General features: G+C 66.5%; 19 protein-coding genes. 9 read left to right on the forward strand and 10 right to left on the reverse strand.

Annotation, left to right across the window (positions count from 1 at the left end; all coding sequences use genetic code 11):
• Window positions 1–3: 3 nt before the first annotated feature.
• Window positions 4–1,155, reverse strand: coding sequence for an AI-2E family transporter (locus WOC76_RS06010; protein WP_341108293.1), 1,152 nt, complete (start codon window positions 1,153–1,155; stop codon window positions 4–6).
• A gap of 260 nt (window positions 1,156–1,415) precedes the next feature.
• On the opposite strand from WOC76_RS06010, the gene WOC76_RS06015 reads away from it, so the two are divergent.
• The 4 genes from WOC76_RS06015 to lptA all read left to right on the forward strand — a co-directional run bounded on the left by WOC76_RS06015 (window position 1,416) and on the right by lptA (window position 3,739).
• Entirely contained in the window at window positions 1,416–1,676 is a 261-nt protein-coding gene (locus tag WOC76_RS06015; protein ID WP_341108291.1) for a hypothetical protein, read from the forward strand.
• Window positions 1,677–1,758: 82 nt separating this feature from the next.
• A complete protein-coding gene (locus WOC76_RS06020; RefSeq protein ID WP_341108289.1) occupies window positions 1,759–2,373 on the forward strand; it encodes a ribonuclease D in 615 nt (204 codons plus the stop codon).
• A 62-nt stretch (window positions 2,374–2,435) separates the two neighbouring features.
• Window positions 2,436–3,203: an LPS export ABC transporter periplasmic protein LptC gene (lptC, locus tag WOC76_RS06025; protein WP_341108288.1), complete on the forward strand. Its 768-nt coding sequence runs from the start codon at window positions 2,436–2,438 to the stop codon at window positions 3,201–3,203.
• A gap of 8 nt (window positions 3,204–3,211) precedes the next feature.
• Window positions 3,212–3,739, forward strand: a complete 528-nt coding sequence (gene lptA / locus WOC76_RS06030; RefSeq protein ID WP_341108286.1) for a lipopolysaccharide transport periplasmic protein LptA — start codon at window positions 3,212–3,214, stop codon at window positions 3,737–3,739.
• 57 nt (window positions 3,740–3,796) lie between these two features.
• On the opposite strand, the gene WOC76_RS06035 is transcribed toward lptA, so the two are convergent.
• Window positions 3,797–4,294: a lytic transglycosylase domain-containing protein gene (locus WOC76_RS06035; protein ID WP_341108284.1), complete on the reverse strand. Its 498-nt coding sequence runs from the start codon at window positions 4,292–4,294 to the stop codon at window positions 3,797–3,799.
• A 290-nt stretch (window positions 4,295–4,584) separates the two neighbouring features.
• Here WOC76_RS06035 and WOC76_RS06040 point away from each other — a divergent pair, with 290 nt between their 5' ends.
• On the forward strand, window positions 4,585–4,872 hold the full coding sequence (locus tag WOC76_RS06040) for a DUF3175 domain-containing protein (protein ID WP_341387653.1): 288 nt from the start codon (window positions 4,585–4,587) through the stop codon (window positions 4,870–4,872).
• Between the two features lie 179 nt (window positions 4,873–5,051).
• On the opposite strand, the gene ettA is transcribed toward WOC76_RS06040, so the two are convergent.
• Entirely contained in the window at window positions 5,052–6,704 is a 1,653-nt protein-coding gene (gene ettA, locus WOC76_RS06045; RefSeq protein WP_341108282.1) for an energy-dependent translational throttle protein EttA, read from the reverse strand.
• A gap of 151 nt (window positions 6,705–6,855) precedes the next feature.
• Here ettA and purD point away from each other — a divergent pair, with 151 nt between their 5' ends.
• Complete coding sequence (purD, locus tag WOC76_RS06050) at window positions 6,856–8,130, forward strand: phosphoribosylamine--glycine ligase (protein WP_341108280.1); 1,275 nt, start codon at window positions 6,856–6,858, stop codon at window positions 8,128–8,130.
• 150 nt (window positions 8,131–8,280) lie between these two features.
• Here purD and typA read toward each other — a convergent pair whose 3' ends face one another.
• From typA to WOC76_RS06070, 4 genes are all read right to left on the reverse strand, one after another.
• Entirely contained in the window at window positions 8,281–10,101 is a 1,821-nt protein-coding gene (gene typA / locus WOC76_RS06055; protein WP_341108278.1) for a translational GTPase TypA, read from the reverse strand.
• A gap of 355 nt (window positions 10,102–10,456) precedes the next feature.
• Window positions 10,457–11,065: a TPM domain-containing protein gene (locus WOC76_RS06060; RefSeq protein ID WP_341108276.1), complete on the reverse strand. Its 609-nt coding sequence runs from the start codon at window positions 11,063–11,065 to the stop codon at window positions 10,457–10,459.
• On the reverse strand, window positions 11,065–11,889 hold the full coding sequence (locus WOC76_RS06065) for a TPM domain-containing protein (RefSeq protein ID WP_341108275.1): 825 nt from the start codon (window positions 11,887–11,889) through the stop codon (window positions 11,065–11,067). Before WOC76_RS06065 ends, WOC76_RS06060 begins: the two co-directional genes overlap by 1 nt.
• Before the next feature lie 3 nt (window positions 11,890–11,892).
• Complete coding sequence (locus tag WOC76_RS06070) at window positions 11,893–12,378, reverse strand: transcriptional repressor (RefSeq protein WP_341108273.1); 486 nt, start codon at window positions 12,376–12,378, stop codon at window positions 11,893–11,895.
• A gap of 189 nt (window positions 12,379–12,567) precedes the next feature.
• Between WOC76_RS06070 and WOC76_RS06075 the strand changes: the two genes are divergently transcribed.
• Entirely contained in the window at window positions 12,568–13,029 is a 462-nt protein-coding gene (locus WOC76_RS06075) for a hypothetical protein (protein ID WP_341387662.1), read from the forward strand.
• A 129-nt stretch (window positions 13,030–13,158) separates the two neighbouring features.
• Window positions 13,159–14,397 (forward strand): argininosuccinate synthase, encoded by a 1,239-nt coding sequence (locus tag WOC76_RS06080; protein ID WP_341108269.1) that lies wholly within the window; start codon window positions 13,159–13,161, stop codon window positions 14,395–14,397.
• 199 nt (window positions 14,398–14,596) lie between these two features.
• Here WOC76_RS06080 and WOC76_RS06085 read toward each other — a convergent pair whose 3' ends face one another.
• Together WOC76_RS06085 and WOC76_RS06090 are read right to left on the reverse strand one after the other, a co-directional pair.
• The gene (locus WOC76_RS06085; protein ID WP_341108268.1) at window positions 14,597–14,857 is read right to left on the reverse strand and encodes a hypothetical protein; all 261 of its coding nucleotides are present in this window, start codon (window positions 14,855–14,857) and stop codon (window positions 14,597–14,599) included.
• A 73-nt stretch (window positions 14,858–14,930) separates the two neighbouring features.
• Window positions 14,931–15,953, reverse strand: coding sequence for an RluA family pseudouridine synthase (locus WOC76_RS06090; RefSeq protein WP_341387665.1), 1,023 nt, complete (start codon window positions 15,951–15,953; stop codon window positions 14,931–14,933).
• An 82-nt stretch (window positions 15,954–16,035) separates the two neighbouring features.
• On the opposite strand from WOC76_RS06090, the gene WOC76_RS06095 reads away from it, so the two are divergent.
• Window positions 16,036–17,409, forward strand: coding sequence for an NAD(P)/FAD-dependent oxidoreductase (locus tag WOC76_RS06095; protein WP_341387667.1), 1,374 nt, complete (start codon window positions 16,036–16,038; stop codon window positions 17,407–17,409).
• On the opposite strand, the gene WOC76_RS06100 is transcribed toward WOC76_RS06095, so the two are convergent.
• Window positions 17,337–17,810: a DUF411 domain-containing protein gene (locus WOC76_RS06100; protein ID WP_341108267.1), complete on the reverse strand. Its 474-nt coding sequence runs from the start codon at window positions 17,808–17,810 to the stop codon at window positions 17,337–17,339. The two genes, WOC76_RS06095 and WOC76_RS06100, sit on opposite strands and share 73 nt — an antisense overlap.
• Between the last annotated feature and the right edge of the window lie 39 nt (window positions 17,811–17,849).

Below are 17,849 nucleotides of genomic sequence, written 5' to 3' on the forward strand. Positions count from 1 at the left end.
CGCTTACGAGGCTTCCACCTGCCGCTCCTGCCGGGGCGCGAGCAGAGGTTCGGGCTCGACCGCTTTTGGCGCGCCAGCCGCGATCTCCTCCGCGATCCAGGCGGTGCCGAGCTCCCAGACGACGGCGAGCACCACCGGACCGACGAAGAGACCGGCGATCCCATGCGCCAGCACGCCCCCGATGACGCCGATGAAGATCACCGGAATAGGCGTCGAGAGCCCATGCGCGAAGATGAAGGGCTTCAGCACATTGTCCATGTAATTCACTGTCAGCATGCACAGCGTCAGGGCGACGGCGCCGGCGGTCGGGAGCGCCGTCCAGGCCCAGAACACGACCGGCGCGACGACGATGAGCGGACCGATCTGCACGATGCCGAGGACGAGAATGGCGATCGTAAGCAGGCTCGCGCCGGGCACATTCGCCAGATACATGCCAATGCCGCCGACCACCGCCTGCATGATGGAGAGGCCCATCACGCCGCGTGAGACGGCGTTGATCGTCGCGCCGGCGATGTCGAGATATTTGTGTCCGTTCGAGGGATCGATGCGCCGCGCCAGCGCCCGCACGCCCACCATGAGAGGCGTGGCGTAGGCGAGCAGGAAGCCCGACAGGATCACCGACAAGAGAAACTTCAGCGTGCCGACGCCCGCGTTGCGCACCATGCCGAGCAGATATTCGCCGACCGGTTTGAGCTGCGGCAGGATCTGCGCCAGGGCGCTGTGCAGATTGGTCGAGGCGAGTTCCCAGAACGCGTAGATCTGCACGCCGACAAGCGGCCAGTTCTTCACGGCCTCGGGAGGCGGTGGAATGGCGATGTCGCCGTTGTCGAAGCCTGCGATCAGGCCTCTGACCGGCTCGATGAAGCCGACGCCCATCCAGGTCGCCGGTCCGATGACGAGAACGAGCGCGGCGAGCGTGATCAGGGCGGCCGCGACGGCGGGCCGGCCGCCGAGCGCCGCCGCCAGCCGGTCGAACAGCGGATAGAGCGCAACGGCGAGCACCACGCTCCAGACGATCATCGCCCCGAAGGGCGCGACGATGGCGAAGGTCCAATAGGTCAGAAAGCCGATGACGAACAGGCGAACCGACAATTCGATGAAGATGGCGTTGAAGCGCCACTCGGCGCCGCTGAAGCTGATGGGTTCGTCGGTCAAGCGGGATTGTCCGTTTGTGCGCTGCGTTAGTCCTACAGTGTACGGCCGCTTGCGGGCTGGCAAGAGGCGGCGCCTTGCGGTCGGTGCGGCGAAAGCTTAACCTGTAGCGTACAGACGTTAGAAAGCGAGCTTTTGGAGTAGGGGAGCCTTCGGGTTGTCGGTTTAACCAATTGAGTTGCGTCCCCGCCGTCCAGCGCAGGCTGGCCGGGCCGGGCAGGGCCGCGAAATCGCGCCGGGGAACGAGGCTGGGGGAGTAAGCTATGACGACGGATTTGAGCGAGGCGGGGCAGGAGCCCGCAGACGGCGGCCGCACGCGGCTGGAGCAGACGATGGTGGAAGCCTATTACCTCGGGCATTCGCTGCGCCGGCTCGCCGCCGAGCCAGATTTCAGCTTTCGGCAGATCACGGCCTCGGTCTGCGAGCCGTTGATCGCCTGGGCGAAATTCATCGAGGAGCGGATGGAGGCGGGCGAGTCGCCCTTTGGGACGCGCAGGCCTCGGCGGCCGCGCAAGGGAAAATGAAAGGGGAGATGGCGGCGGCTTCGACAAGCTTTTCGCTTTTCGCTAAGAGAGCGCCAAAGCCGCATCGAACGAATCGGAAGCCATGACGATACGTCTGCATCAGGGCGACCTGCCCTCCGGGGCCGCCCTCTCGTCCATTGTCGCAATCGACACCGAGACGCTGGGGCTCAATCCCCATCGCGATCGTCTGTGTCTCGTGCAACTCTCCTTCGGCAATGGCGACGCCGAACTGGTGCAGATCGCGCGCGGACAGACCCGCGCGCCCAATCTCGAGAAGCTTCTTGCGGACCCGAGCGTGCTGAAGCTTTTCCATTTCGCCCGGTTCGACCTCGCCATTCTCGCCAAGACCTTCGGGATCATGCCGGCGCCGGTCTATTGCACCAAGATCGCCTCCAGGCTCACCCGCACCTATACCGACCGCCATGGTCTGAAGGACCTCGTCCGCGAGCTCGCCGGAGTCGAGATTTCCAAGCAGCAGCAATCCTCCGACTGGGGCGCCGCCAATCTGAGCGACGCCCAGCAGGCCTATGCGGCGTCGGACGTTTTGTATCTGCATCAGCTCAAGGAGCGGCTCGACGCCATGCTGGCCCGCGAGGAGCGAACCGAGATGGCGCAGGCCTGTTTCGATTTCCTCCCGGCGCGGGCGCGGCTCGATCTTCTCGGCTGGCCCGAGACCGACATCTTCTCCCATGAGTGAGACTGCGCCGCTGACGGGCGCGCGCCTCGAATTCGCCATGGGCTCGCCGGATAAAGCCGAACATGACAGACGGCAGCGCCGCTGACGCTTCCCCCGCCTCGCCTCCGGCCGCTCCCGCGCCGCCGGGCAAGGAGAAGCGCATTCAAAAGCCGGCCGCCGGTCGCGACCGTCTCGCCGGTCTCACCGCGCGCCGCGAAAGCGCCTTTCCGGAGGCGCTGCGCCATACGGCGCGGGTCGCTCAGCTGCGACGCTGGATCGTCTGGGGCGTCGGCGGCACGGTGGGCCTCGTCGGCCTCGGCTTGTTGGTGAGTTCCCTGCGCTTCCTTCCGGTCGATCTCAATCTTGCCCGCGTCGCGCTCCAGGGCACGCGCATCGTGATCGAAAGTCCAAAGCTCGTGGGCTATCGCAAGGATGGCCGACCCTATGAGGTCCGGGCGCGCGTCGGCGTGCAGGACATCGCCAAACCGGATCAGATTGATCTCGATGGGCTCGACGTGCGCGTCGAAACGACCGGGGACAGCGCCGTCGTGCTGACGGCGCCCAAGGCCGTCTACAGCACCAAGACGGATCACGCGGACATGAGCGGCGGTGTCCAGATCACCGACGCCAAGAGCTTCGAGCTTCGAACAGAGACGGCCGCCATGGATTTCAAGGCGAGCGTCATGACTTCCGACAAGCCGGTCACGCTGAAGATCCAGGGTGGCGAGGTGAGGTCGGCGCATGTTGAATTTTCGCAAAAGGAACGCCGCGCGACCTTCACCGGCAATGTCCGCTCCGTGCTCTACGGAGAGGATGGCGCGCCGCCGGGAGCCATGGGCGCGGCCAAGTGAGAAAAACGATGAAACGCCTTACCCTCTGCGCCCTCGCGGCGCTCATGCTCGCCGGGGCCGCCGAAGCCAAGGGTCGTTCGGGCGGCGTTCTGCCCGGCGCCACGGCCAAGGACCCGCTCAACATCGACGCGGGCAAGCTCGATTATTTCGATCAGGACCAGAAGCTCGTCTATTCGGGCAGCGTCATCGTCACGAACGGGCCGTCGACCCTCAAGGCGTCGCGCCTCACCATTTTCCTTGAGGGCAAGGGCGCTCCCGACGCGGGGGCCAGCAATGACCGCGTCAGGCACATCGACGCCGACGGGCCGGTGACGCTCGTCTCCAAGGACCAGATCGGCACGGGCGATCGCGGCAGCTACGACAAGGCCGACAACAAGGTCTATCTGACCGGCAATGTGACCCTGACTCAGGGCGACAATATCGTGAAGGGCGACCGGCTGGTCTATGACGTGACGAGCGGCGTCGCCACGGTTCAGGGCGGCGGCGGGCAGGGGAGCGGCCGCGTGCGGTCGACCTTCACGCCGAAAGGCCAGTAGACGCGCCCAGCAGGCGCTCATCGCGCAGCAGAGCCCGGCGCGCGCCAAGGCGCCGCCTCATTCGGAGTCGAGCGGCTCCGTGTGGAGAAGGTCGAGCATGCCGCGCCGCTTGGCTTCGTAATAATAGCCGCCGGCATAAAGCTTGATCGCGCGCGCTTCATTGCCGCCCGACAGCTTGTAGGCGTTGGCGAGATAGGGCACCGCATAGGTGAGATTGGTCTTCGCGTCGAGCAGCCCGCTCGCTGGACCCTTGTAGCCCATGTGCTTCGCCGTATCGTGGCGGATCTGCATCAGACCCCAATAAGGGCCATGGTGAGCGGTGGGATTGTAATTGCTCTCCCGCCGAACCGAACGGTGAATGAGCGACTCGGGGATATCGTAAAGGCGGGCGAAACGCGCAATGTGCGAATGAAGCCCCGTCTTGTCGGCGACGGGTTCGTCGCTGCGCGGCTCATTGACATAAGATTCGGGGGCCGAGGCGACCGGCGACTCCGTTGCAGCGCATCCGGCGAGAGCGAGAGCCGCCAAACCCGCGGCGCAAGCGGTTGATTTCATGATCTGATATTTTCCCCTCGAAACGCCGCTTCATTAACCCCTGTAAGTCGCCACGACGAGATGGCGAAATCGTGGCAGGAACGCAGCCCGGCTGCGGCGTCGGGGCTGCCTGCTATGCGCCAGCGCACGCGGAGGCAATGAATGAAGCGTTGATATTTCCTCTGTTGCTTCAAGGGATTGCGGGCGATCGGGGCCTTGATTTCAGGATTTTTTTGAACGCGTAGGCCCGGCCGCGAACAGCGGCCGGGTTTTTTTGTTGAAAACCCGTGAGCTGAAGGAAATGGCGGCCGATGGCGCGCAAGGCTCGAAAAGACGCCTGCTGGTCGCAGGAGGTCACGCGGGAGAGCCATGCGCTCGACCTCGAGGCGGGCGTCTTCACCTGGGACGATCCGAAACGAATCGCGCTCTCGCTCAAACGCTCGGCCGAAGCGAGCGAACGCCGCAAGGCGACGCCGTTTCGCTCCGCCATGTCCATGCTCACCTTCTACATCAATCGCGCAGGGCGCGATTTGCCCCGAGAGCGCCGCCGGGTGCTGGAAGAAGCGAAGGACGAGCTCCGCAAGGCCTTCGGGCGTTGAAGGGGGCTGCGATGCCCCTTCGTCATGGCCGGCTTGTCCCGGCCATCCACGCGGGACCATTGCCGGGAACGCGCCGTGGGCGCCCGGCTCGAGGCCGGGCTTGACGGGGCGCGGGGCTCGTCACCCATTCCGCGCAAGGCGGAGGGAGACGCTCGCGAGCGACAGCGTCTATCCGTCGATCAGCGCGCGAACTTCTTGTATTTCAGCCGGTGCGGAATGACGCTGTCGACGCCGAGGCGGCGCTTCTTGTCTTCTTCGTATTCCGCGAAATTGCCCTCGAACCATTCGACATGCGAGTCGCCCTCATAGGCGAGGATATGCGTCGCGATGCGGTCGAGGAAGAAGCGGTCGTGCGAGATGATGACGGCGCAGCCGGCGAAATCCACAAGCGCTTCTTCGAGCGCGCGTAGCGTTTCGACGTCGAGGTCGTTCGTCGGCTCGTCGAGCAGCAGCACATTGGCCCCGCTCTTGAGCATCTTGGCGAGATGCACGCGATTGCGCTCGCCGCCCGAAAGCTGGCCGACCTTCTTCTGCTGATCCGCGCCCTTGAAGTTGAAGGCCGAGCAATAGGCGCGCGAATTGATCTCGCGCTTGCCGAGATAGATCACGTCATTGCCCTCCGAGATTTCCTCCCAGACGGTCTTGTTGGCGTGAAGCGCGTCGCGCGATTGATCGACATAGCCGAGCTGCACGCTCTCGCCGATGGCGATCGTCCCCTTGTCCGGCGTCTCCTGCCCGGTGATCATGCGAAACAGCGTGGTCTTGCCCGCGCCGTTCGGCCCGATCACGCCGACAATGCCGCCGGGCGGCAGCTTGAAGGAAAGATCGTCGATCAGCAGCGTGTCGCCGAAGCCCTTGGCGATGTGTTCGAAGTCGATGACATTGGCGCCGAGGCGCTCCGCCACGGGAATGATGATCTGCGCGGTCGTCGGCGCCTTGTCGTTCTGCTTGGCGACGAGCTCTTCGTAACGCTGAATGCGGGCCTTGCTCTTCGCCTGGCGCGCCTTGGGCGAGGCGGCGATCCATTCGCTTTCGGCTTCGAGCGCGCGCTGGCGGGCCTTGTCTTCCGACGCCTCCTGCATCAGGCGCTTCTGTTTCTGCTTCAGCCAGCTCGTGTAATTGCCCTCATAGGGAATGCCGCGGCCGCGATCGAGCTCCAGAATCCAGCCGGTGACATTGTCGAGGAAGTAGCGGTCGTGGGTGACGATCAGGATCGCGCCCGGATAGTTGCGCAAATGGCCTTCGAGCCAGTTCACCGTCTCGGCGTCGAGATGGTTCGTCGGCTCGTCGAGCAGCAGCATCTCGGGCTGTTCGAGCAGCAGCTTGCAGAGCGCCACGCGGCGCCGCTCGCCGCCGGAAAGTTTCGTCACGTCGGCGTCGTCGGGCGGACAGCCGAGCGCGTCCATGGCCTGATCGACCTGGCTGTCGAGATCCCACAGGCCCTTGGCCTCGATCTCGTCCTGCAGCTTCGTCATTTCATCGGCGGTCTCGTCGGAGTAGTTCATGGCGAGATCATTGTAGCGGTCGAGGATCGCCTTCTTCCCGGCGACGCCGAGCATGACGTTCTCACGCACGTTCAGCGCCGGATCGAGCTGCGGCTCCTGCGGCAGATAGCCGACCTTCGCCCCTTCCGCGACGAAGCCCTCGCCGGTGAACTCCTTGTCGATGCCGGCCATGATGCGCAGCAGCGTGGACTTACCCGCGCCATTGACGCCGAGCACTCCGATCTTGGCGTCCGGGTAGAAGGAGAGGTGGATGTTGTCGAGGACCTTCTTGCCGCCCGGATAGGTCTTGGTGAGGCCCTGCATGTGATAGATGAACTGGCGCGCCATCGGCTCCGTCTCGGGTTTCTGCGGGAATCTTGGGCCGTGTTTAGAGCATTTGCGGCAGGGGAGGGAAGCGGTTTCCTTTTTGGCCCAAAGCGCGCTAATTCCCCCTCTTCCCGCGCGCGGGGCTTAAAAAGGAAGGCCGGGGCCTCTCACCATGAACGTGCTTCTCATCGGATCGGGCGGGCGCGAATGCGCCATCGCCAATGCGCTGGCCAAAAGCCCGCTTCTCACGCGGCTTTATGTGGCGCCGGGCAATCCCGGGACCGAGCAGGCGGAGAATGTCGATCTCGACGCCTCGGATCACGGCGCGGTCACGCGCTTCTGCAAGGACATGGGCGTCGCCCTCGTGGTCGTCGGACCCGAGCAGCCGCTGATCGGCGGCCTCGTCGATGCATTGGACCGCGCCGGGGTTCTGGCCTTCGGGCCGACGCAGGCGGCGGCGCAGCTCGAGGGCTCCAAGGGGTTCACAAAGGATCTTTGCCGGGACTACGGGATCCCCACCGCCGCCTATGAACGTTTCTCCGACAAGGCCGGCGCCCTCGCTCACGTGCGGGAAAAGGGCGCCCCGATCGTGGTGAAGGCGGATGGGCTCGCGGCCGGCAAGGGCGTCGTCGTGGCGACGACGCTGGAGGAGGCCGAGCGCGCGGTGGAGGCGATGTTCGCGGGGCTCTTCGGCCAGTCGGGCGCGGAAGTGGTGATCGAGGAATGCCTCGAAGGCGAGGAAGCGTCCTTCTTCGCCATCTGCGATGGGGAGCGGGCCGTTCCCTTCGCCACGGCGCAGGATCACAAGCGCGTCGGCGACGGCGACACAGGGCCGAACACCGGCGGCATGGGCGCCTATTCGCCGGCTTCCGTCGTGACGCCGGAGATCGAGGCGCGCGTGATGGCCGAGATCATCGAGCCGACGATGCGCGCGATGCGGGAGAAGGGCGCGCCTTTCAAGGGCGTGCTCTACGCCGGGCTGATGCTGACGAAGGATGGCCCCAAGCTCATCGAATACAACAACCGCTTCGGCGACCCCGAGGCGCAGGTCATCCTGCCGCGTCTGGAGGACGATCTGCTCGCCCTCATGCTCGCGGCGGCGCGCGGGGCGCTCGACGAAACGCGCCCGCGTTTTTCCAACCAGGTCGCCCTGACGGTGGTGCTTGCGGCGAAGGGCTACCCCGGAACGCCGCTGACTGGGTCCGAGATCAAGGGCGTCGCGCAGGCGGAGGCGCTGCCGGATGTGATCGTCACCCACGCCGGCACGCGGCGGGAGGGCGCGCGCCTTCTGGCGGCGGGCGGACGCGTGCTGAATGTGACGGCGCTCGGCGCCAGCGTCGCCGAGGCGCAGGCGAAAGCCTACACGGCCGTCGACGCCATCGACTGGCCGGGAGGATTCTGCCGGCGGGACATCGGCTGGCGGGAGGCCGCGCGCGAGCGCGGCTGAGCATCGCGCCCAGCCAACCCCCCCACCCGACCCCGCTTCGCGGGGCCACCCTCCCCACGAGGGGGAGGGATTTGCTGGGGGAGGGATTTGCTGGGGGAGGGATTTGCTGGCTCCCTCGGCCAGAGCGCGGGGGAGACCCCGCAGCCCCCCTTACGCCACCAGCGCGGCCTTGCCCTTCGCCTTCTTGCGGTCGTTGGGGTCGAGGATCGCCTTGCGCAGGCGGATCGACTTCGGCGTCACTTCGACGAGTTCGTCGTCCTCGATATAGGCGAGCGCCCGCTCCAGCGTCATCTTGATCGGCGGGGTGAGGCGCACGGCCTCGTCCTTGCCGGCGGCGCGGATGTTGGTGAGCTGCTTGCCCTTGAGCACATTGATCTCGAGATCATTGTCGCGCGTGTGCTCGCCGACGATCATGCCGCGATAGACCTTCCAGCCCGGCTCGATCATCATGGGCCCGCGATCTTCGAGCTTCCACATGGCGTAGGCGACCGCCTCGCCCTGATCGTTGGAGATCAGCACGCCATTCCGCCGCCCCTGAATCTCGCCCTTGAAGGGCGCATAGGAGTGGAACAGGCGGTTCATGATCGCCGTGCCGCGGGTGTCGGTCAGCAGCTCGCCCTGATAGCCGATGAGGCCGCGCGTCGGGGCGTGGAAGACGAGACGCAGGCGATTGCCGCCGGACGGCCGCATCTCGATCATCTCGGCCTTGCGCTCGGACATCTTCTGCACGACGACGCCGGAATGCTCCTCGTCGACGTCAATGACGACCTCTTCGACGGGCTCCAGAATTTCGCCGTCCTCATCTTTTCGATAGACGACCTTCGGACGCGACACGCCGAGCTCGAAGCCCTCGCGGCGCATGGTCTCGATCAGGATCGCAAGCTGCAATTCGCCGCGGCCCGAGACGATGAAGGCGTCGCCCATCGGCGCGTCCTCGACGCGCAGCGCCACATTGCCCTCGGCCTCCTTGAAGAGGCGCGCGCGGATCATGCGGCTCGTGACCTTGTCGCCCTCCGTGCCCGCGAGCGGGCTGTCGTTGACGAGGAAGGTCATGGAGAGCGTCGGCGGGTCGATCGGCTGCGCCTGCAGGGGCTCGCTCACCTCGAGCGCGCAAAGCGTGTCGGCGACGTTGAACTGCTCCAGGCCCGCGATGGCGATGATGTCGCCGGCCTCGGCCTCCTCGATCGGCTGGCGCTCGATGCCGCGAAAGGCCAGAATCTTCGAGACCCGGCCCTGTTCGACGATCTTGCCCGCGCGGTCGAGCACCTTCACCGGCTGGTTGGGCTTCACGACTCCCGAGAAGACCCGGCCCGTGATGATGCGGCCGAGATAGGGATTGGCCTCGAGCAGCGTGCCGAGCATACGGAAGCCGCCGTCCTCGACCTTGGGCTGCGGCACGTGCTTGACCACGAGATCGAAGAGCGGGGCCATGTCGTCCTTGGGGCCGTCCGGCTCCTCGGCCATCCAGCCCTGCTTGGCCGAGCCGTAGATGATCGGGAAATCGAGCTGCTCGTCGGTCGCGTCGAGCGCGGCGAAAAGGTCGAAAACCTCGTTGACGACTTCCTGCACGCGGGCGTCGGGCTTGTCGACCTTGTTGACGCAGACGATCGGCTTCAGCCCGATCTTGAGCGCTTTGCCGACAACGAATTTCGTCTGCGGCATCGGGCCTTCCGCCGCGTCGACGAGCACGATGGCGCCGTCCACCATGGAGAGGATGCGCTCGACCTCGCCGCCAAAATCGGCGTGGCCGGGGGTGTCGACGATGTTGATGCGGATATCCTTCCAGACGACCGAGGTCGCCTTGGCGAGGATGGTGATCCCGCGCTCCTTTTCGAGATCGTTCGAGTCCATCACGCGCTCGGCGACGCGCTGGTTCTCGCGGAAGGCGCCCGACTGACGCAGGAGGCAGTCGACGAGAGTAGTCTTGCCATGGTCGACGTGGGCGATGATGGCGATGTTGCGCAGCTGCATGGAACCGGCCGTTTAAAACAGCCGCGACCCGTTCCGACGGCCCGCTTGGCCCGGACGCTCTGAGGCGGCTTTTTTGTTGCGATGCGGCGCGTTTTACAGGAGCGACGGGGGAAAGGGAATAGAAAAGGCGGGTTTCCGGGGCGGAGACGCGGTCCTGAGCGGCGCGGCCCCCCGCCCCTACCCCTCCCCGCCGCAAGCGGGGGAGGGAGAGATCATCACGCAGCGACGTCCCCGTCTCCGTCGAGCCTAAGCCCGGGCCGCTATCTCCTTCCCCCGCGAAGCGGCGGGGAGGGGTAGGGGTGGGGGGCTAAGCCGCAATGACGCTTTCTCTTCGCTAAAGCTCCATCAATTTTTCTCAACTCACGTAAATCCGATCCGGCAACTCGTCCCCCTCCGGTCCCGGCGGGGCGACGGGGGCGAGGAGGCGGGCGCATTCCTCGATGGTCGAGACGAACCCCTCGGCGCAGCGCCCCTCCCCCAGGCAGGCCAGAAGCGGCGCGAGCGCGGCTTTCCATTGGTCGTCGCCGATCTTCCCGTTCAGCCCCTCGTCGGCGATGATCCGGGCGTAACGCTCGGCGAAGGAGACGAAGATCAGGACGCCGGTGCGGCTCCGAGTCCCCGCGACGCCGCGCAGAAAGAACTGCTCGATGGCGGCGCGTTCGGCGCGGCGCCGTTTCACGAGGCGGGGCGTCAGCGCGAGGCGGATCGGCGGCCAGGATACGACGAGCGCCGCGAGCATGAAGACGCCGATCTGCGCCCCATAGATCATCCGGGCCGAGAGGCCCGTGAATACGGCGAGCGGCCAGGGCGTCGCCAGCGCGAAGAAGGCCGCCCAGAGCGGCGGCACATAGGCGTAATCGGAGGAGCGACGCGCCAGCGCGCAGACGATCTCGCCCGACGTCAGCCGTTCGGCGCGGCCAATGGCGTCGACAATGCGGTCGAGGTCTTCCGTCGTCACCCGCATCACCAGTCTCCCGAGGCGCCGCCGCCGCCCGAATCGCCGCCGCCGCCGGAAAAGCCGTCGAAACCGCCGCCGCCCCCGCCGTCCCACGAGGAGCCGCCGAAGGAGCCCCCGTCGCCCCAGCCGCCGCCCGGCGGCAGGAAGATGACCGTCGGCCCGCCGCGGCGGTAGCGCCGGCCCTGGCCGGGGCGGCCGGCGCTGCGCGCCATCATGATGAAGATGAAGATGAACAGCGCGAAGATGATGAAAGGGACGATCTCGTCGAAGGGGGTAGGCTGCGGCCGCGCCTTTTTCACCCATTCGGCGGCGTCGCCGCTCAAAACCTCGATGATCCCGTCGACGCCGCGCTCGATCCCGGCGCCATAGTCGCCCGCCTTGAATTTCGGCGCGACGGCGGTGGCGAGGATGATCTTGGACAGCGCGTCGGTGAGCGTGCCCTCGAGGCCATAGCCGACCTCGATGCGCATCTTGCGCTCGCTCGGCGCGACAAGGAAAAGGACGCCGTTGTTCTTCTTCGCCTCGCCGAGCTTCCAGTAACGGAAGAGGCCGTTGGCGTAGGTCTCGATGTCTCCGCCCTCGAGCGAGCGGATGGTCGCGACGACGAGCTGAATGCCGGATTTGTCTTCGAGATCCTTCAACTTCTTTTGCAGCGTCGCGCGCTCGGCCTCCGGAACGACATTCGCCTGATCGACGACGCGCCCCGTCAGTTCGGGATAGGCGGGCGCCGCGAACGCGAACGCCGTCAGAAGGATGAAGACGGCGGCAAGGAGGATGCGCGGCGGAAAGGCGTGCAGGCCGGCGGGCCCGTTCGAGCGTTCGGCGCGCATGCGTCAGCCGCCGGCGCAGCGGGCGCAGCGCCCGGCGATCTCCACGACGCGGGTGCGCGCCTTGAAGCCGGCTCCCGACGCCAGGGCGGAAAGCTCGCGCGCGAGGCCGGCGGAGGTCGCCTCCTTCACCTCGCCGCACTGTTCGCAGATCATGAAGACGACCGGCTCCTCCGCGCCATGCGCATGGCCGCAGACGACGAAGGCGTTCCTGGATTCGAGTCGGTGCGCGAGCCCGTGATCGAGCAGAAAGGCGAGCGCGCGATAGACGGAGACGGGCGCCGGCCGTTTGCCGTCCGCCTCGGCCATCAGATCGATCATTTCATAGGCTCCGACCGGACGGTTCGCCTCGATGAGGATATCGAGCGCGCGCCGGCGCGCGGGCGTGAGGCCGGCGATCTTGCCCGTGTCATGCGTCGGATGAGTGCTCATGCCGATATTGTAGCGGGGCCGGTCCCGAAAGACGAGGCCGCCCCCGAACCGGCGGCGCATATTAAAAATCTGCAATCAAGACAAAGTCACAGACGAGACCAAGCAAAAATGAAAACTTGAAAATAATCCCTGGTCCTGATCCGGCGTATGGGAGCAGAAAAACGCCTCCTTCTACATCAACTCTCCACTCGTGCGGAGATTGTCGTTGAGCAGGCGTTAGGTGGACGTAATATACTTGGAGAATATGATATGAGCCCGGATTTTACCGCGTTTTACATGGCTGTTACATTCGCGCTCGGTGTGATCATGGTCGTCGGCGGCGGGCTGGGCTTCATGCGGGGAAATCTCGTGCTGATGCAGACGCGCTCGCGTCTCGCGCAGGGCGTCGTCTTCGCCGCCGCCGGCTTCATGTTCGTCGCCGGGGTCGGCGTACATTTCACCGGCAGCAGCAATACGGCGTTTCTGAAGGGGCAAATGCAGCGCGCCTCGCAATGCGAACTGGAGGGAGAAACCGAGCATCCCGACGCGCGCGGCGGCAAGAGCGGCGTCATCGGCCGGCACATCGTTTCCTGCATGAACGCCGCAGGCTTCCGATGGACCGCGACGGGTTCGCGCTGCCAGGACGCCCCGGTCGCGACGAATGGTTATTGCTACGAGCCGTCGGCCTGGTTCGATCGCGCCGTCGTCACCGCACAGCTCGCCTTCGACTAGCCTGCGCTCCCGCAAAATCCATGGGGAGCGGCGCCCGCGCGGCGCCGTTCCTGTTTTGGGCGTCCGGCTTGCGCTGTTCCGCGCGGCGCCTATAGTCCGGCCGAATTCCAGCCCCAGCCAGAGCAGCAAATGACCCGGCACAAGAAAGACATCAAAAAGGTCGTCCTCGCCTATTCCGGCGGCCTCGACACCTCCATCATCCTCAAATGGCTGCAAACGACCTATGGCGCGGAGGTCGTCACCTTCACGGCGGACCTCGGCCAGGGCGAGGAGCTCGGCCCGGCGCGCGAGAAGGCGCTGCTGCTCGGCGTCAAGCCCGAGAACATCTTCATCGAGGATTTGCGCGAGGAATTCGTGCGCGACTACGTCTTCCCGATGTTTCGCGCCAACGCCCAATATGAGGGCCTGTATCTCCTCGGCACCTCCATCGCGCGTCCGCTGATCGCCAAGAAGCAGATCGAGATCGCCCATAAGATGGGCGCGGAAGCGGTCTGCCACGGCGCGACCGGCAAGGGCAACGACCAGGTGCGTTTCGAGCTCGGCTATTACGCGCTCGATCCCGACATCACGGTGATCGCGCCCTGGCGCGAATGGGACCTCGCCTCGCGCACCGACCTCATCGCCTTCGCCGAGGCGCATCAGATCCCGATCGCCAAGGACAAGCGCGGCGAGGCGCCTTTCTCGACCGACGCCAATCTTCTGCACACCTCCTCGGAAGGCAAGGTTCTCGAAGACCCCGCGCAGGAGACGCCGGATTACGTCTATTCGCGCACCGGCAATCCCGAGGACGCGCCCGACGCGCCGCAATATGTCACGATCGACTTCGAGAGGGGCGACCCGGTCGCCGTCGACGGCGTGGCGCTGTCGCCCGCCGCGCTGCTCGCCAGGCTCAACGACCTCGGGCGCCTGCATGGCGTCGGCCGGCTCGATCTCGTCGAGAACCGCTTCGTCGGCATGAAGTCGCGCGGCATGTACGAGACGCCCGGCGGCGCCATCCTGCTCGTGGCCCATCGCGGGATCGAGAGCCTCACGCTCGATCGCGGCGCCGCGCATCTCAAGGACGAGCTGATGCCGCGCTACGCGGAGCTCATCTACAACGGCTTCTGGTTCGCGCCCGAGCGCGAGATGCTCCAGGCGGCGATCGACCATTCGCAGGAGCATGTCACGGGCCGCGTTCGGCTGAAGCTCTACAAGGGCTCGGCGACGCTCGTCGGCCGCGAAAGCCCCTGGTCGCTCTATGATCAGGACCTCGTCACCTTCGAGGAGGGCGGAACCTACGACCAGCGCGACGCGGAAGGCTTCATCAAGCTCAACGCCCTGCGCCTGCGCACGCTCGCCAGGAGAGCTGCGCGCGGAGCGAAGACGTAAGGGACCGCCCGCGCGCAAGACCGCCAGGGGAAAATCGAGACAAATCGCGGGCCGGGAGGGTTCGGCGTCCCGAGCGCCCGTCGCCGTCATGCCCGCGCTTGTCGCGGGCATCCACGGGGGCGCCGGGCAAGCGTGGATGGCCGGGACGCGCCCGGCCATGACGCGAGGAGAGGGACGCCGCCCACGAGGTCGAAAGCCGTCAGTCCTCGTCGAGCATGTAGCAGTAGAAGTCCCGGTTGAAGCCCGTCCGCCAGCCTTGCAGATCGTAGCGATAGCCCGGCGGCGGGTTGGGGCCGCAATCGCCGGCATAGGGCGTGACCGGCTTCTTGACCCAGACCGGCGGCGGGACGAACCTCAGGCGCTGCGCGAAGGAGGGGGCGGCGGCTGGGATGGTGAACAGCAGCGCGAGCGCAATCGCTGCGGCGAGCCGCCTGTAGGTTTCAGGGCTGCTGGCGTTCATCTCTCCCTCCGGGCAAGACAGTCCTCGCCCGGATAACCGCGCCGCCAGAGTGGGGTTCCCGCCGGCGGCCAGCTCAGACCTGTTCGAGCGCCGCCATCAGCTTGGCGAGGTCGTCCGGCAACTCGCTTTCGAACATCATTTCCTCGCCGGTGATCGGATGCTCGAAGCCGAGCGTCGCGGCATGGAGCGCCTGTCGGCCGAGCGTCTCGACCGCCGCGCGCGCGTCTTCCGGCAATTTGGCGATCTTGGTCTTGAAGCCCGCGCCATAGGTCGCGTCGCCGATCAGCGGATGGCCGATATGGGCGAGATGCACGCGAATCTGATGGGTGCGGCCGGTCTCGAGCTGGCAGCGCACGAGCGAAGCGAGGCCGTAATCGGCGACCTTCTCCCAATGGGTGATGGCCTCGCGGCCGCGCGCCTCCGGGACGACCGCCATTTTCTCGCGCTGAATCGAATGGCGCCCGAGAAAAGTCTCGATCACGCCATGCGCCCGGTCCGGGACGCCCCAGACGAAGGCCAGATATTCGCGGGTGAGCGAGAGTGTGCGGCCATGGTCGGCGAAGAGGGCCGACAGGCCGTGATGCGCGGCGTCGGTCTTGGCGACGACGAGCAGGCCGGTCGTGTCCTTGTCGATGCGGTGCACGATGCCGGGCTTTTTCACGCCCCCGACGCCGGAAAGGCTCTCGCCGCAATGGGCGATCAGCGCATTGACCAGCGTGCCGCTCTCATGCCCGCTCGCCGGATGCACCACGAGTCCGGCCGGCTTGTCGATGACGATGAGATGCGCGTCCTCGTAAACGATGTTCAGGGCGATGTTCTCGGCCTGGGGCTCGGCGGGCTCCGGCGGCGGCACGTCGAGCACGATCTCGTCGGAAAGGGCGAGCTTCTTGGCCGGGTCGCGCATGGCTGCGCCCCGCAGGGCGACGCGTCCCTCCTCGATCAGCGATTTGATTCGGCTGCGCGAGAGATGCGCGCCGACGAGCTCGGGACGCTCGGCCAGGTAGCGGTCCAGCCGCGCGCCGGCCTCGCCCTCCGCCACGGTGAAGGCGAAGCGCGCGCCGGCTGCGTCCTTTTGCTGCATATCCTTCATGCTCATTTCAAAGTCTTCTTTTGCTCATGGGCGCGCTCGTGCTAACTCGTCCACAGATGAAAACGCCGACCAGAAGCGTGGACAAGAGATGGGACAAAGCCATCCCCCTTTCGCCTTTGTCGCCGCCGCTCGAGTGGAGGCTGCTCACATTAACGACGCCGTCGCTCCGTTCTGCGCCGTAATCGGCGCGGGGCCCGCCGGGCTTTTCGCGGCCGAGGCGCTCGCCCGCGCGGGCGCGCGCGTGACCATCTATGAGCACAAGGCCAGCCCCGCGCGCAAATTTCTCATGGCCGGCCGTGGCGGCCTCAATATCACCCACAGCGAGAATCTCGAGCGTTTCATCTCGCGCTACGGCGCGGCGGCCAGGCGCATCGGCCCCATCATCCGCGCCTTTCCGCCCCAGGCGCTGCGCGAGTTCTGCGCCGGCCTCGGCGAGACGACCTTCGTGGGCTCGAGCGGGCGGGTGTTTCCGGCGAGCTTCAAGGCCTCGCCCCTGCTGCGCGCCTGGCTGGCGCGGCTCTCCAGCCTCGGCGTCGCCATCTCCACGCGGCACGCCTTTCTGGGCTTCGAGGCGGAGGGCGGCGTGCTGCGGCTCAAGGGGCCGGACGGCGCCGAGATTTTGCGCCGCGCCGACGCGGTGGTGCTGGCGCTCGGCGGCGCCTCCTGGCCGAGGCTCGGCTCGGAGGGCGGCTGGACCGGCGCCCTCAGTGCGGCCGGGGTCGCGGTGACGCCGCTCGCCGCCGCCAACAGCGGCGCGCTCGTCGACTGGAGCCCGATCTTCCGCGGCGATTTCGAAGGCCAGCCGGTCAAGACCGTGCTACTGCGCCATGGCGACGCCGTGGCGCGCGGCGACATCGTGGTCACGCGCACGGGCCTCGAAGGCGGCCCTGTCTATGCGCTTTCCTCGCGACTGCGAGACGCCGTCGCTTCGGCGGGCAAGACGACCCTCGCTGTCGATCTCAGACCCGACACCAGCCTCGCCTGCCTCGTCCGCAAGCTCTCGCGCCGGCCCGCCAAGCAGTCTCACGCGACCTTCCTGCGCCGCGCCGGATTCTCCAGGGCCGAGATTGGCCTGATGCGCGAGGCGGCGGGCGCCGGGGGCCTCCCGCGCGACGCAGAGACGCTTGCAGCGCTCGTGAAGAACGCGCCCCTGACGGTCACGGGCGTCGCGGGTCTCGAGCGCGCCATCTCGACGGCGGGCGGCGTCTCCTTCGACGAGGTGGACGCCCATCTCATGGTCACGAAGATGCCGGGCGTGTTCGTCGCGGGCGAAATGCTCGACTTCGACGCGCCGACCGGCGGCTATCTGCTGCAGGCGGCTTTCGCCACCGGCCGCGCCGCCGGAAGGGGCGCGGCCCGCTATCTCGGCCTTCTGAGGGAGGCGGGCGATCAGGCCGGGCTGTCGCCCCGCCATTTGCCGAATTCGCGCGCGGCCGACGCGTCGAACAAATACAGCGTATAGACTTCGGGCTCGCCCATCTCCATGCCGGGCGATCCCATCGGCATGCCCGGCGCGGCGAGGCCGGTCGCCTTGGGACGCTCCGCCAGCAATTGCGCGACGGCCTTGGCGGGCACATGCCCCTCGATGAGATAGCCGTCGAGTTCGGCCGTGTGGCAGGAGGCCATCTTCTCCGGCACGCCGAGCCGCGCCTTCACCGCCTTCATGTCCGGCTCGTTGATCTCTTCGACGATGAAGCCCGCCTGGCGCATATGCTTCGCCCAGCCGCCGCAGCAGCCGCAGGTGGCGCTCTTGTGCACGACCATTTTCTTCGCGTCTTCCGCGAGGGCCGCGCCATCGAGGAGCGCCGCGGCAGCCGCGCCGAGCAGAAGGGCCGCCTCGCGGCGGGAAAGTAATTGCGACATAAGATCGACTTTCCTGTTTCGGGTTCGCCGCACCATAGC

It is taken from the genome of Methylocystis sp. IM3 (genome assembly GCF_038070105.1).
Lineage (GTDB): Bacteria > Pseudomonadota > Alphaproteobacteria > Rhizobiales > Beijerinckiaceae > Methylocystis.

Bases quoted from the DNA above. Each gene is read 5' to 3' on its own strand.
- WOC76_RS06015 (WP_341108291.1), top strand. From the start codon at position 1,416: ATGACGACGGATTTGAGCGAGGCGGGGCAGGAGCCCGCAGACGGCGGC.
- WOC76_RS06020 (WP_341108289.1), top strand. From the start codon at position 1,759: ATGACGATACGTCTGCATCAGGGCGACCTGCCCTCCGGGGCCGCCCTC.
- lptC (WP_341108288.1), top strand. From the start codon at position 2,436: ATGACAGACGGCAGCGCCGCTGACGCTTCCCCCGCCTCGCCTCCGGCC.
- lptA (WP_341108286.1), top strand. From the start codon at position 3,212: ATGAAACGCCTTACCCTCTGCGCCCTCGCGGCGCTCATGCTCGCCGGG.
- WOC76_RS06035 (WP_341108284.1), bottom strand. From the start codon at position 4,294: ATGAAATCAACCGCTTGCGCCGCGGGTTTGGCGGCTCTCGCTCTCGCC.
- WOC76_RS06040 (WP_341387653.1), top strand. From the start codon at position 4,585: ATGGCGCGCAAGGCTCGAAAAGACGCCTGCTGGTCGCAGGAGGTCACG.
- ettA (WP_341108282.1), bottom strand. From the start codon at position 6,704: ATGGCGCGCCAGTTCATCTATCACATGCAGGGCCTCACCAAGACCTAT.
- purD (WP_341108280.1), top strand. From the start codon at position 6,856: ATGAACGTGCTTCTCATCGGATCGGGCGGGCGCGAATGCGCCATCGCC.
- typA (WP_341108278.1), bottom strand. From the start codon at position 10,101: ATGCAGCTGCGCAACATCGCCATCATCGCCCACGTCGACCATGGCAAG.
- WOC76_RS06060 (WP_341108276.1), bottom strand. From the start codon at position 11,065: ATGCGGGTGACGACGGAAGACCTCGACCGCATTGTCGACGCCATTGGC.
- WOC76_RS06065 (WP_341108275.1), bottom strand. From the start codon at position 11,889: ATGCGCGCCGAACGCTCGAACGGGCCCGCCGGCCTGCACGCCTTTCCG.
- WOC76_RS06070 (WP_341108273.1), bottom strand. From the start codon at position 12,378: ATGCGCCGCCGGTTCGGGGGCGGCCTCGTCTTTCGGGACCGGCCCCGC.
- WOC76_RS06075 (WP_341387662.1), top strand. From the start codon at position 12,568: ATGAGCCCGGATTTTACCGCGTTTTACATGGCTGTTACATTCGCGCTC.
- WOC76_RS06080 (WP_341108269.1), top strand. From the start codon at position 13,159: ATGACCCGGCACAAGAAAGACATCAAAAAGGTCGTCCTCGCCTATTCC.
- WOC76_RS06085 (WP_341108268.1), bottom strand. From the start codon at position 14,857: ATGAACGCCAGCAGCCCTGAAACCTACAGGCGGCTCGCCGCAGCGATT.
- WOC76_RS06090 (WP_341387665.1), bottom strand. From the start codon at position 15,953: ATGAGCATGAAGGATATGCAGCAAAAGGACGCAGCCGGCGCGCGCTTC.
- WOC76_RS06095 (WP_341387667.1), top strand. From the start codon at position 16,036: ATGGGACAAAGCCATCCCCCTTTCGCCTTTGTCGCCGCCGCTCGAGTG.
- WOC76_RS06100 (WP_341108267.1), bottom strand. From the start codon at position 17,810: ATGTCGCAATTACTTTCCCGCCGCGAGGCGGCCCTTCTGCTCGGCGCG.